Source organism: Streptomyces sp. NPDC127595 (assembly GCF_042671685.1).
Taxonomy (GTDB): Bacteria; Actinomycetota; Actinomycetes; order Streptomycetales; family Streptomycetaceae; genus Streptomyces.
In genome coordinates, this window is the sequence record NZ_JBHXWK010000014.1 from 134,685 (window position 1) to 147,643 (window position 12,959).

At 68.6% G+C, this 12,959-nt stretch carries 13 protein-coding genes; 1 reads left to right on the forward strand and 12 read right to left on the reverse strand.

Annotation, left to right across the window (positions count from 1 at the left end; genetic code table 11):
- Positions 1–55 precede the first annotated feature (55 nt).
- From ACFVKT_RS34560 to hemL, 3 genes are all read right to left on the reverse strand, one after another.
- Positions 56–1,381 (reverse strand): hypothetical protein, encoded by a 1,326-nt coding sequence (locus ACFVKT_RS34560; RefSeq protein WP_385738957.1) that lies wholly within the window; start codon positions 1,379–1,381, stop codon positions 56–58.
- Positions 1,382–1,611: 230 nt separating this feature from the next.
- On the reverse strand, positions 1,612–2,340 hold the full coding sequence (locus ACFVKT_RS34565; RefSeq protein WP_385738959.1) for a histidine phosphatase family protein: 729 nt from the start codon (positions 2,338–2,340) through the stop codon (positions 1,612–1,614).
- Complete coding sequence (gene hemL, locus ACFVKT_RS34570) at positions 2,337–3,656, reverse strand: glutamate-1-semialdehyde 2,1-aminomutase (protein WP_385738961.1); 1,320 nt, start codon at positions 3,654–3,656, stop codon at positions 2,337–2,339. Before hemL ends, ACFVKT_RS34565 begins: the two co-directional genes overlap by 4 nt.
- Positions 3,657–4,241: 585 nt before the next feature.
- On the opposite strand from hemL, the gene ACFVKT_RS34575 reads away from it, so the two are divergent.
- Entirely contained in the window at positions 4,242–4,679 is a 438-nt protein-coding gene (locus ACFVKT_RS34575) for a hypothetical protein (protein ID WP_365439446.1), read from the forward strand.
- A gap of 131 nt (positions 4,680–4,810) precedes the next feature.
- Here the strand turns inward: ACFVKT_RS34575 and ACFVKT_RS34580 are convergent, their stop codons facing one another.
- The 9 genes from ACFVKT_RS34580 to ACFVKT_RS34620 all read right to left on the reverse strand — a co-directional run bounded on the left by ACFVKT_RS34580 (position 4,811) and on the right by ACFVKT_RS34620 (position 12,879).
- A complete protein-coding gene (locus ACFVKT_RS34580; protein ID WP_385738963.1) occupies positions 4,811–5,617 on the reverse strand; it encodes an isocitrate lyase/phosphoenolpyruvate mutase family protein in 807 nt (268 codons plus the stop codon).
- A 13-nt stretch (positions 5,618–5,630) separates the two neighbouring features.
- Entirely contained in the window at positions 5,631–6,443 is an 813-nt protein-coding gene (locus ACFVKT_RS34585; RefSeq protein ID WP_385738965.1) for an SDR family NAD(P)-dependent oxidoreductase, read from the reverse strand.
- 86 nt (positions 6,444–6,529) lie between these two features.
- On the reverse strand, positions 6,530–6,868 hold the full coding sequence (locus ACFVKT_RS34590; RefSeq protein ID WP_385738967.1) for an ArsR/SmtB family transcription factor: 339 nt from the start codon (positions 6,866–6,868) through the stop codon (positions 6,530–6,532).
- Entirely contained in the window at positions 6,865–7,314 is a 450-nt protein-coding gene (locus ACFVKT_RS34595; RefSeq protein ID WP_385738969.1) for an SRPBCC domain-containing protein, read from the reverse strand. The genes ACFVKT_RS34590 and ACFVKT_RS34595 overlap by 4 nt, the downstream gene beginning before the upstream one ends.
- A 258-nt stretch (positions 7,315–7,572) precedes the next feature.
- The gene (locus tag ACFVKT_RS34600) at positions 7,573–8,637 is read right to left on the reverse strand and encodes a threonine aldolase family protein (RefSeq protein ID WP_385738971.1); all 1,065 of its coding nucleotides are present in this window, start codon (positions 8,635–8,637) and stop codon (positions 7,573–7,575) included.
- Positions 8,638–8,688: 51 nt separating this feature from the next.
- Positions 8,689–9,264, reverse strand: coding sequence for a helix-turn-helix domain-containing protein (locus ACFVKT_RS34605; protein WP_385738973.1), 576 nt, complete (start codon positions 9,262–9,264; stop codon positions 8,689–8,691).
- A complete protein-coding gene (locus ACFVKT_RS34610) occupies positions 9,264–10,154 on the reverse strand; it encodes a metal-dependent hydrolase (RefSeq protein ID WP_385738975.1) in 891 nt (296 codons plus the stop codon). The genes ACFVKT_RS34605 and ACFVKT_RS34610 overlap by 1 nt, the downstream gene beginning before the upstream one ends.
- A 118-nt stretch (positions 10,155–10,272) precedes the next feature.
- Positions 10,273–11,673: an MFS transporter gene (locus ACFVKT_RS34615; protein ID WP_385738977.1), complete on the reverse strand. Its 1,401-nt coding sequence runs from the start codon at positions 11,671–11,673 to the stop codon at positions 10,273–10,275.
- A gap of 300 nt (positions 11,674–11,973) precedes the next feature.
- Positions 11,974–12,879, reverse strand: a complete 906-nt coding sequence (locus tag ACFVKT_RS34620) for a helix-turn-helix transcriptional regulator (protein ID WP_385738979.1) — start codon at positions 12,877–12,879, stop codon at positions 11,974–11,976.
- Positions 12,880–12,959: the final 80 nt, after the last annotated feature.

A 12,959-nucleotide genomic window follows, 5' to 3' on the forward strand; every position in this document is an offset into this window, starting at 1 on the left:
CGCATGTCCGTTCCGGGGATCTTGCGCGCCCCCCTTGCGGGCGGAAACCCGCATTTCAGGCGGCCTTTTCGGACCCCTTGGAGGACTGTGTCCCGTCCTGTGTCCCGTCCTGTGTCCCAGCCTGCGTACCGGCCCGCGTTCCGACATCTGCGAGGAGTGCCTTCCAGCCGCCGGCCGGCTTCTGCCCCACGTCCAGCGTCTGGAGCCCGGCCAGCACCTCGGGCCGCTGCACGTCCAGCCAGTCCACGAACTCCCGGAAGGAGACGAGGCGTACGTCCTCGCCCTTCTCCTTCTCCCGCGCGATGTACTTGAAGGCCTTCTCGACGGCGTCCATATAGATGCCGCCGTTCCACTCCTCGAAGTGGTTGCCGATGAAGAAGGGGGCGCGGTTGGTCTCGTACGCCCGCTTGAATCCGGCGATGTAGGACCGGGTCGCCTGGGTGCGCCAGGCCGGGTAGTTGTAGGCGGGCGCCCTGGTCGTGTTGACGGACTGGTTGGCGAGGATGTTGTAGTCCATCGAGAGCACCTCGAAGCTGTGCCCCGGGAAGGGCATCGCCTGGAGTGGCAGATCCCACAGGCCCTGGTTCTTCCGCGGCCAGCGCTGGACGCCGCCGGGCGAGGAGGCGTCGTAGCGCCAGCCGAGTTCCCTGGCGGTGGGCAACAGCTTGCTCTGGCCGAGCAGGCACGGGGTGCGGCCGCCGATGAGTTCCGTCTCGTAGTCGAAGGGCAGCGGGGGCAGATCGGTCCAGCCGCTGTTGGTCCGCCACTCCTTGACGAAGGACTTCGCCTGGTCGATCTCGCTGCGCCACTGCGCGGACGTCCAGTTGGCGACGGATCCGGTGCCGGCGCAGAAGTGGCCGTTGAAGTGGGTGCCGATCTCATGGCCTTCGAGCCAGGCCTGCCGGACGAGTTTCAGCGTCGTCCTGATGTGGTCGTCGGTGAGATAGCCGATCTCGGAGGCGCCCTTGGGATTGTTGGGCGGCGCGTACATGCGCTTCTTCGACTCGGGGAGCAGATACAGCCCGGAGAGGAAGAACGTCATGTGGGCGTCGTGGTCCTCGGCGAGTTCGAGGAAGCGGGAGAAGAGTCCCGTCCCGACCTCTCCCGCGCCGTCCCAGGAGAAGATGACGAACTGCGGCGGGGTCTCGCCGGGTTCGAGCGGCACCGGCTGCGCGGGCCGCCCCGGCTGCTTCCCCGTGAAGGCGGTGGAACCGTCACCGAGGGGACGCACGGGGTTCTTCGGAGCCCCCGGCTGCCCATTCCCGGAACCGCCACCGTGCCCCGCGCCCTCTTGCGGTGCGGTACCGCAGGCCGCGAGTCCCAGCGCGGCCGTGACACCGGCGCCCAGGCCGATCATTCCCCTGCGACTGATGTCCCTCATTCCGTCCCCGTCTTCCTCGCGCCCTCTTGGCCGGCTCCGGCCGACATCCCATGAGAGGGCGTGAGGAAGACGGGGGTTCCGCCACACTCGCGCACATTCAGCTGTTTTTACGAAAATACGCTCAGATGGCAGGAATCCCTACGCTATGTGACGGGGCGTACGCCATACGGGGAGAGACGGACACCCCCCTGTGGGGGCACTCCCTGTACGGCCACTCCCCGTACGGCCACTCACGCGCCGAACGCCTTGTCCTTCCCCTTCACCGGCTTGGCGCCGGCGAGAAGGTGGGCGGGGACGAGATCGCGCGCGGGCTCGGTGTAGCCCACGGACACGATCTTGTCGCCGCGGTAGGTGAAGGTCGTCAGGGACGCCAGCGTGCACTGCCGCCTGCGCGGGTCGTGCCACAGCCGCCGCCGCTCCACATAGGAGCGCACGATCCAGATGGGCAACTGGTGCGAGACACACACCGCTTCATGCCCACGGGCCGCGTCCTTGGCGGCGTCCAGCGCCCCCATCATCCGTACGACCTGATCCACATACGGCTCACCCCAGGACGGCTTGAAGGGGTTGACGAGGTACTTCCAGTTCTCCGGCCGCCGCAGGGCGCCGTCCCCGACGCCGAAGGTCTTGCCCTGGAAGATGTTCTCCGCCTCGATGAGGCGCCCGTCGGTCGACAGGTCGAGCCCGTGCGCCTTGGCGATGGGCGTCGCGGTCTCCTGCGCCCGCTCCAGCGGTGAGGCGACGACATGCGTGACGTCCCGCGAGGAGAGGTGCTCGGCGACCCGGTCGGCCATCTGCCGCCCGAGCTCGGAGAGGTGGTACCCGGCCAGCCGCCCGTAAAGAACTCCGTCCGGGTTGGCCACCTCACCGTGCCGCATCAGGTGTACGACGGTGATGTCGTCGGCCCTTTCGGAGGCGCCGCCGCCGAGGGTGCTGCCATTGCTGTTGTCGTGGCTCATGCCGCCGTGGCCTCCGCTGCTGCCCGTGCCGCCGCCGGAAGGGCGTCGGCGATCCGCTGAATCGCCCGGTCGTCGTGGGCGGTGGAGACGAACCAGGACTCGAACGACGAGGGCGGCAGATACACGCCCTGCGCCAGCATCGACTGGAAGAACGCGGTGAACCGGAAGGACTCCTGCGCCTTCGCGTCCTCGTAGTCGCGCACCTCACGCCCGGTGAAGAAGACGGAGAACATGTTGGAGGCGTTCTGCACCCGGTGGGTCACGCCCTCCTTGCCGAGCGCCTCCGTGACGAGGGTGCGGAGCTGCTCGCTCACCGCGTCGATCTTCTCGTACGCCGCGTCGTCGAGCAGTCGTAGCTGCGCGAGCCCCGCGGCGGTCGCGACGGGGTTCCCGGACAGCGTGCCCGCCTGGTACACCGGCCCGGCGGGTGCCAGGTGGCCCATGACATCGGCCCGTCCGCCGAAGGCGGCGGCCGGGAAGCCCCCGCCCATGACCTTGCCGAAGGTCATGAGGTCGGGCCTGACCCCGTCGATGCCGTACCAGCCGGCCTTGCTGGTGCGGAACCCGGTCATCACCTCGTCGGAGACGAAGAGCGCGCCGTTCTTCGCGCAGGCATCCTTCAGTCCCTGGTTGAACCCGGGCCGTGGCGGCACGACGCCCATGTTCCCGGGCGAGGCCTCGGTGATCACACAGGCGATCTCACCGGGGTGCGCGTGGAAGGCGGCGTGCACGGCTTCGAGGTCGTTGTAGGGGAGAACGATGGTGTCGGCGGCCTGGGCCCCGGTGACGCCGGGGGTGTCGGGCAGCGCGAACGTCGCCACCCCGCTCCCGGCCGCCGCGAGCAGCGAGTCGACGTGACCGTGATAACACCCGGCGAACTTGATCACCTTCGCCCGCCGGGTGAACCCGCGCGCGAGACGGATGGCCGACATGGTCGCCTCGGTCCCGCTGGAGACCAGCCGGACCTGCTCGACGGGCTCGACCCGGGCGACGATCTCCTCGGCGAGGGCGACCTCACCCTCGCCGGGCGTACCGAAGGACGTACCGCGCGAGACGGCGTCCTGGATCGCGGCGATGACTTCGGGCTGAGAATGCCCGAGAATCATCGGCCCCCAGGAACAGACGAGGTCGACATACTCCCTTCCGTCGGCGTCGGTGAGGTAGGGACCGTTACCGGACACCATGAACCGGGGCGTACCGCCCACGGCACGGAACGCGCGCACAGGAGAGTTCACGCCACCTGGCGTGACAATGGCCGCACGGTCGAAAAGAGACTGCGAGGCTGGGGCTTCATAGGGATAAGGCAGTTCGGTCATGACCTGCGACGTCTCCGACTCCGGGGGGCTAGTGACCTACTCAGGGTAGGCCAGCGGCTTCCGGCCGCCGCGGGCACGAGAGCGCGCCACCGCGGGCACCCGGTGGACACCTGGGTGGAGGTGTCGTGAACGCGGGCGCCCCGTGCCACGTACGGAAGATCCCAGCCATCGCACAGCCGGCGGGTCCATGCTCGGTACGACAAACGGGCTGCGACCCCCGGCCATCTGCGAAACTGGGACCTGGTACGGACAGCTCACATGAACGATGGTGTTCAGAGGCCGCGAAGATCCTGCGGACAGGTGTTTCAGCGCACGTTTCGGCGTGCGGCCGTGGGGGAGGTCACTGTCACGATGATCGGGTTGCGTGGCGGGGGTCGCGCGCCTTAGAAAAGCAGTCGGGTGGAGAATATGCATCGCGGTGGCGGACTGGGCGAGGGGACCGATGACCTCGGTCCTCGGCGTGCCCGCGGGGGAAAGCACCGACGCGAGGCGGAGGAAGCGGCCGGGGCCAGAGCCGGACAGGACCCCGAGCGTGCCGACCGCAGGATCGAGCGGCTGGCGGCAGGGAGCGGGAATGGTGGCCGGGTGGGGGTGACGTACAAATACTTCGGCGCGCCCGACGGTGCGACGGCAGCCCGGGTCCCGATCTCGATGCGCCCCGAGGAACTCGGCGGCGACGAGCTCGGGATGAACGGCATGTTCACCAAGATCAAGCCGGAAACCATGGCAGCCATGGTCCTCACCGGTATAGAAGGCGTCCCCCTCCACAAGGTCCCCCCGCTCGAACTCGTCGTCCTCCACCCGGACTACGCCGTCGTCAAACTCCCCATGACCGTCGTCGACCCCCTCCGCGGCATAGGCGAGGAGCAGGTCGGCGCGGCCGCCTTCATCTGGTCGACGGTCCCGGACCGGGGCGGGCCGCGGGATGCGTTCAATGTGTACCAACTGCTGCATGAGTGGCAGGACTTCAGCCACCGGCTGCATGAGGCGGGGCATCAGCCTTATTGTCTTGTTTGGCCGTGAGCCGGGATTTCACGGGTAGCAGGCGGGATTTCTCGGGTAGCAGGCGGGATTTCTCGGGTAGCAGGCGGGATTTCACTGATAGCGGGCGGGGTTTTCGGACCCCGCCTTTTTCGTGTGCGCCGGCCGGTCAGTCACTTCCGTGCCTCGAAGAGGGGCTGGAGCTCGGTGCGCAGGTGGTCGAGTGCGCTGCGGTACAGCTGGGGCCCCATGGAGACCCGGGCCACACCGAGTGCGCGGAGCTCGTCCAGCGACCCGCGATTCAGCGGAAGACCGGCGTTCACCGGCGCGCGGACCTCGACGACGAAGGCCCGGAGGTCGTCCGGACCGGCTCCGATGGGGAACACGCAATCAGCGCCGGCCGACCAGTACGCCGCGGCCCTGCTGATCGCATCGGCACGCCTCTGGTTCTCGGCCAGGGGCGAGGTGGAGAAGAAGGAGTCGATCCGGGCGTTGATGACCAGCGGCACCCCGATACGGTCGGCGGCTTCGCGTATCCGCGCGATGTAGGCGGCGCGGACATCGACGTCGATCAGGCCGCCATGGGCGTGATCACTGTCCTCGATGTTGCAGCCGACGACTCCGATCCCGCTCAGCAGTTCGACCAGCGCCTCCGGCGCCATCCCGTAGCCGGCCTCGGCGTCGACGGTGACCGGCACGTCGACAGAGGCCGCGATGCGCCGGGCGACCAACATCATCTCCTCGCTGGGGGCGCCCTCTCCGTCGTCGTAGCCAAGAGCAGCGGCGATCGCGTTGCTCGCGGTCGCGACCACCGGGAAGCCCGCGTCGACGACGGCGCGGGCGCTGCCCACGTCCCAGGCGTTCGGCAGCACCAGCGGAGCGCCCGGGATGTGCAGGGAACGAAGCAGCTCGGCCTTGTTGGCCCGATTGGTCTGATCGGTTTGATTGCTCTGATCGGTCTGATCGGTCTGATCGGACATGGCGGCCTCAGCCTCAGTCGACAAGTGCGCCGGCGGACAGATTGGCAACCGTTCCGGTCATGGCTCCAGCTCGATCCGAAGCCAGGAACGCGGCCGTCTCCGCGATTTCGGAGAGCGTGGGCAGCCTCTTCAGAAGGGTCCCCTGCACCATCCCCCCACCCTCGAGCATTTCCTGGACGGACTGCCCGCCCGCAGCCGCGGTCTGCTTGAAGAGGTCCTTGGTGTACGAACCCGCTGCGGGCGCATCGACGACAGCGTGTGGTCGGATGCAGATCACCCGGATGTTGCCGGGTGCCAGCTCCGCGGCCAGAACCCGCGAGAAGGCCTCCTTCCCGGCCGCGCTCACGCTGTGCCCCAAGATGCCGCCCACCGCCAGTTTGGAACCCGGCTCCGACAAGGTCAGGATGACACCAGGACGCTCGCCGCCCATGTGCCGTGCCACAGCCTTGCTCGTGATGAACAGCGTCCGCAGAAATCCGTCGACCGGCCGCATGAACTCCTCCAGCGAGAGGTCCGCCAGCAGAGTCCCCTGGTCGTGCATGACGCTCACGGCGTTGAGGGCGATGTCGATGCCGCCGGACGTCTCCGCGATCGCGTCGGCGTGCCTTTCGACCGCCTGCTGATCGAGAACGTCGACCTGCGCGGTCTCGATTTTGCCACCCGCGGCCGCGACATCACGCGCCACGGCGTCCAGCTTCTCCTGCGTCCGCCCCGCGATGAAGACCCGCGCGCCTTCCCGGGCGAATACCCGTGCGACCGCGCCGCCGATCGCGCCGCCGCCTCCGTAGATCACAGCGGTCTTTTCGCCGAGCAGCAATCCGCTCATGGTGTCCTCCAAAAGTGATTGATTCTTCCGAATGAGGTACCTGTCGCCATGCCGGCCTTCCACCGGCTCTTCCGGCGGTCTGTTGGTCACTCGCGTTTCTGACGCTGGATCTGTTCTGCGATGCGCTTGATGCGGTTCAGCCGCGCATCCCAGCTCCTGCCGACCTCGTTCAGCTGACGGACTGCGCGGGCGAGCTGCGCCTCGTCGACTTCGTAGCGCCGCTCGCGGCCCATCGGTGTCGCATGCACGAGGCCAGCGCGATCGAGGACGCCAAGGTGTTTGGTGACCGCCTGGCGCGAGATCGGGAGACGATCGCTCAGGCTGGTCGGCGTACCGACTCCCTCCGCGAGCAGCAGGTCGAGCAGGCGGCGCCTGGTCGGGTCGCCGATCGCCGACCAGAGTTCGTCGTCGACGGCGACGGTCATTTCGCCACCACGGTGGGGGCGTAGCTCTGCAGCCGGGGCAGGAAGACGCCCCAGCCGCGCTCGTGGTCGTGGAAGGCCTCCTCGAGCACCGCGGCTTCCCAGCCCTTCTCCCGCCAGCCACTCTCCGTCAGGCGCAGAATCGTGCCGTCCCCGGATGGCTCAAGCTCAAAGGTGACCAGCAGAGAGTTGTCCGCATCGGGCAGCTGACCTTCAGGAGCGACCCAGCGGAACGTGAACCTGTGAGGCGGATCCACGTCGACCACCGTGATCGTTTCCACCGCGGCGCGGTCACCCCACACCAGTTCGCCGACCGCGCCCGGCTCGGGCTCGAACGAGGCGTCGTCGGACCACCACAGCTTGATGTGCTCGGGACGACTCACCACATCGAACACGATCTCCGGTGCCGCATCGATGCGGATCTCGCGCTCCAGCTTTCCGAACTCCATCACGGACCTCCCTTGAGCAACCATCGGTTGCGTATAACTCTAGTAGCCCCTCCGCCGATCCGCAACCTTATGTTGCGCAACGGCTGTGCGGTCGGCACCGGTGGGGCTTCACGGCGGGAGGGAGGCCGGCAGTGGCGGCGCGAGGGACGGTACGCGGACCGCACGAGGAACGTCGCGTGGCTCCGGAGCGCGCAGCTCCGGTCGTACGCCTTCCGGCACCACGACAGCAGTACAGCTCGGCGGCTCGGCGGCCCGAGGTCAGTGCGTGTGGCGGCGTACCGCGTCGAGGAGTTGGTCGATGTCGTCGGTGCTGTGGGAGAAGGCGGTGACGAAGCGGACGATTCCCGGTTCCCAGCGGTCGTGGTAGAAGGCGTAGCCGTCGGCGAGGAGTCCTTCGGTGGTCTGCTGGGGCAGGCGGCAGAAGAGGATGTTGGCCTGCGGGGTGGCCAGCAGGCCGGTGCCGGGGATGGCCTTGAGGCCGTCGCCGAGCCGGGTGGCCATCGCGTTGGCGTGGCGGGCGTTGCGCAGCCACAGGCCGTCGGTGAGGTACGCGTCGATCTGCGCCGTGTGGAAGCGCATCTTGGAGGCGAGCTGGCCGGCGCGCTTGGCGCGGAAGGCGAGCTCGGTGGCGAGCGCCGGGTCGAAGGAGACGATGGCGTCGGCGGTCATCGCGCCGTTCTTGGTGGCGCCGAACGACAGGACGTCGATGCCGGCCCTCCAGGTCATCTCGGCCGCGGTGACGCCGAGATGGACCAGGGCGTTGGCGAAGCGCGCGCCGTCCATGTGGACGCGCAGCCCCGCGTCCTTGGCGATGGAGGACAGGCGGCGGATCTCGTCCAGCGTGTAGACGCTGCCGCTCTCGGTGGCCTGGCTGATGCTCACCACGGACGGCTGCACGCTGTGCACGTCACCGGCCCGGCGACGCACCGCCGCCCCCAGCGCCTCGGGGTCGATCTTGCTGTCCGGTCCCGGTACGCCGACGAGCTTGGCGCCACCCGTGAAGAACTCCGGAGCGCCGCATTCGTCGGTGTTGATGTGGCTGCCGGGGTGCGAGAGCACGCTGCCCCACGGCGGGGTGAGGGCGGCCAGGCTCAGGCCGTTGGCAGCGGACCCGGTCGACACCGGGAACACATCGACATCCCGCTCGAAGATCTCGCCGAGCCTGCGGCTGGCGCTGCCGGTGAAGGGGTCGTTGCCGTAGGGCAGGACCTGCCCTACGGCGGCGTCCGCGACGGCCTGGGCTATCTGCGGGGACGCGCCGGCCATGTTGTCGCTGATGAAGGCGCGGCTGGAGGGGGTGGTGGTGATGGTGGCGATGCTCATGAGGGGGCTTCCTCGGTCTCAGGGGCTGGGTCTCAATCGCTGACGTCGGCTTCAGGTGCTGATGGGGGAAGCGAAGACGACGGTGACGTCCACTTCCTCGGCGCCGGTGCGATAGAAGTGCGGGGCGTCTCCGGCGAAGGCGAGCATGTCGCCGGGGCCCAGCTCCTGGGGAGCGTCGACGGGGCCTGCGGTGAAGTGCCCGGCGGCGACGATCAGATGCTCGATCGTGCCGGTGGCGTGCGGGACGCCGGGCAGCTCCGTCTCGGGCGGGATGCGCAGCCGCCAGATCTCCAGGCTGTTGCCGCTGCTGATACGGCGCAGCAGTTCGCGCGAGACCTCGCCGGGCTCGACGTCCGTGCCCGGCCGGAAGACCGGCCCGGTGTCGGCGTCACGCGCCAGCAGGTCGGCGATCGGGATGCGCAGGGCGATCGCGATGGCGTCCAGGGTGTCGATCGTCGGATTGCCGTTGCCGGCCTCCAGCTGCGACAGCGTGGCCTTGCTCAGCCCGGCGCGCCGGGCCATCTCCGCGGCGCTCATACCGCGCTGCTGCCGACGCAGCCGGATCTTCGCACCGACCGCGGCCGCGGTACTGCTCACCGGCTGGCGGCCGGAGGGCGGGGGTGTCATCAACGGCTCCTGTGCGTTGCGGTGTCCGGCGCGTGGATCGCGTTGCCGGACAGGGGAGTTGCGGCGTGCGCCAAGTGAGTTTCGGCGTGCGGCACGCCAGTTGCCGCGTACGGCACGCCAGTTGCCGCGCGCGACAAGCGAGTTGCGGCGTACGGCACTTGACTCGCGGCATACGGCACGTGAGTTGTGGCATACGACACGCGGACACGGCCCTTCTTGACCTTCAGCGCCGACAGCACCACGTCGGCGAGGTCACCGAGACTGCGCACGTGTGTGCCCCCACAGGGCGCGGCGTGCAGCGCGTCCAAGTGCACCACGCGTCGCCCCTCGGCGAGGCACCTGACAGAGAGCGGCAGATCGTCGGCGACCGCGGCCGTCATCGCGGCGCGCAGCAGGGCAGTCACCTCCTCCCGCCCTTCCGGGGAGGCCAGCCGCGTGTCCGCCGGGGTCGCCTGGAACTCGATGCGCGCCTGACCGGGGAAATGGTTACTGCCGACCATCTCCCACCTCTGCATCCGCCCGACCGCCTCGACGAGGTGACCGGCCGTATGCAGCGCGGCGTGAGCTGTCCGGGTCGGAAGGTCGATACGGGCTCGCACCTTCTGTCCCGCGGCGAGAGGCGGAAGGCTGCCGCCCTCGGGCGCCACCGCCACGACCAGTCCCGACTCCCGGTCCCGGACCGGGACGACCTCCGTGTCCTCCAGCCACCCCCGGTCGGCGGGCTGACCCCCGCCCTGCGGATGGAACAGACAGTGCTCGACGGCCGCCCATGGCGCCCCGCCCGTCTCGCCGACCGCGATCACCCGCGTATCGACCTGCTCCAGGTAGGTGTCATCGAGGTAGACACCGACCTGCGCACCCACCCGAGAACCCTCGATTGAATGAACCATGTGTCTATCATACCGAACAATGCCAAGACAGTGAACCTCACGTTCGTTTTAATGAACGATCCTCATCGCGGCGAGGAGGGAGCTTGGCAGCTCACCCGGGCTGTGCCACCGAGCGGGTTCAGGCTGCGGTTGCGGGCTCCGGAGCAGGGGCCGCGCGACGCAGCAGGGTGAGCGCGACGAGAAGGCCGGCGATGCAGACGAATCCTGCGGCGAGCGTCGCGGCGTGCAGGCCGCCGAGGGTCGCGAGCTTGTCCGTGGTGGTGGAGGCGAGTGAGGCGGAGCGGGCGGTGACGATGGCGGCCAGCCCGGCCACGCCGATGGCTCCGACGAACTGCGGCATCTGGGAGAGCGCGCCGGCCACACCCTGTTCGTCGGTGCGCAGGCCGGAGGTGAGGGTGGTGATGAAGGCAACGACGGCCAGGACGTGGCCGAAGCCCATCGCGCCTGAGGTGACCACCAGCAGCGGGATGTTGCTGTCCGCGGGCAGGAAGACCATGAATCCGGTGCCGACGGCCTGCACCAGGAGCCCGAGAGCCATGGTCTGGCGTGTGCCCAGTGAGCGGATCAACTTCGATGCGATGGTGCCGGCGAGGAGCGCGGCGACGCCCTCGGCGAGGAAGCCGAAGCCGGTCGCGAGTGCCGAGTAGCCCAGGACGTCCTGCATGTAGAGGCTGAGCAGCACGGTGGTACCGCCGCACATTCCGAAGGTGACGAAGCCGACGACGAAACTCCATTTGACCGTGGGCCGCTTGAGCAGTTCCAGCGACACGAGGGGGGCCGGGTGGCGGGCTTCGACGAGCAGGAAGGCGGCGATGAGCAGCGCGGCGGCGATGAGGGAGCCGAGCGTGGAGCCGCTGGTCCAGCCCGCGTCGGCACCCGTGGAGATGCCGTAGACCAGAGCGAACAGACCGCCGCTGGCGAGGATTGCGCCGGGTACATCGAGCCGGGCGGCGATACGGGCGCCGTCCTTGGGCAGCAGGACAGCCGCGCCGAGCAGGACGAACGCACCGAGAAACACCATGATCAGCATGGTCCAGCGCCAGTTGAGGCCGCTGGTGATGAGGCCGCCGCCGATGGTGCCGATGACGAAGCCGAGGGAGAGCAGGGCCCCGTTGACCGCGAGGGCCTTGGTGCGCTGCGGTCCTTCGCGGAAGGAAGCGGTCATCAGGGCAATGGCGGTGGGGCCGATCATTGCGGCGGCAATGCCCTGGCCGACGCGGGCCGCGATGAGGACGGCGGGGTTGGGTGCGAGTCCGCCCACGAGAGACAGCCCGGTGAACAGGATGATGCCCAGGATGAACAGGCGGCGCCGACCGACGAGGTCCGAGACGCGGCCGAAGAGCAGGAGGAGGCTCGCTGTGGGCAGCAGGCAGGCGGTGGCCACCCACTGCAGGTCGCCGGCGGTGGCGAAGTTCAGATCGCGACCGATCTCGGGCAGCGCCACCGTGACGATCGAGAAGTCCAGCGCGATCAGGAAGGTTGCACTGCACAGCGTGATCAGGGTGAGCCAGCCTCGCACGCTCAGTTTGTCGGGTGTTTCGGAAGCAGGACGGGGGGTGTTGGTTACCACGATGGAGGGATGCCTCTCACAAATGAACTTTGGGTTGGTGAGAACAACCCTGTGGTCCGGGGGATGCGCTACCCAGCCCTCTGCGGTGGATAGGCCTGCGGTGTCTACCCCCGACAGGTGCAGGCTCCGGCCGTGCGTCGGACCATCGATCCTCAGTGACGTCTCGGGGTGCTCCTTGTACCAACGTCAGGCAGCAAAGACCGGCGCACACCACGGAGTTGCCGCGATCGGTGCGGGATGAGCCGGTGATCAGTCGGCTACGGCGGTTTCCTGCTGGGCGACCGAGGGCGCCGAGTTCAGGTCGGACAGCAGTTGGAGCGCCGCGTGTGAGGGTGAGCCGGGCTCGGCGTTGAAGACCGCGACGCGTTGTCCTTCGTCATGGGGCAGGTCGAGCAGCTCGTTGGTCAAGGTCAGTGCGCCAACCAGAGGATGTTGGAAGTTCCGGGTGAACCGAACGCAGGGGCGCACTGTGTGCGCGGCCCACAGAGAGGCGAACTCGGGGCTGTGCAGGGTGAGTTCCCCGATGAGTCCGGTGAAGCGGGGATCGTCGGGGTAGCGGGCTGCCGTCATCCGCAGGTCGGCCACGGTGTCCCGGGCCTTCTCGCGCCAGTCGGTATACAGCTCACGCGTGTGAGGGTCGAGAAACACGAGGCGGGCCACGCTGGGGCGGCTGCCTGCCTGGGCCGGCGCGTCGAAGTCGATGTGCGCTGCGAGCAGGGCATGCGCCATGCGATTCCAGCACAGCACGTCACCACTGCGGCCCAGGACCAGCGCGGGCATGTCTCCCATGGACTCGATCATCAACCGGATACCGGGGCGGACCTGTTCGGGCCGGGAACGGCGCCGAGCACGCGGTTTGTTACGAGCCAGGCTGTGCAGGTGGGCACGCTCGGCCTCACTGAGCCGCAGCACCCGGGCGATCGCGTCCAGCACGGCGTCCGAGGCATTCGGACTCTGTCCCTGCTCAAGCCTCGTGTAGTAGCCCACGCTGACTCCGGCCAGCTGCGCGAGTTCCTCGCGGCGCAATCCGGTTACCCGGCGGCGGCCGCCGTAGCCGATGAGTCCGACATCCTCCGGCTGGCGCCGGCCCCGCCTGGCGCGGAGGAACGTACCGAGTTCGGATCGCTGGTCCATGCCGTGTTGTCGCTGGTCCATGCATGCCAGCATGACGGTTGCAGACGTTGGGTGCCTGTCCCCGCCAGGTGCAGGCACCGGGAGCGCGTTGTCCCCGGCCA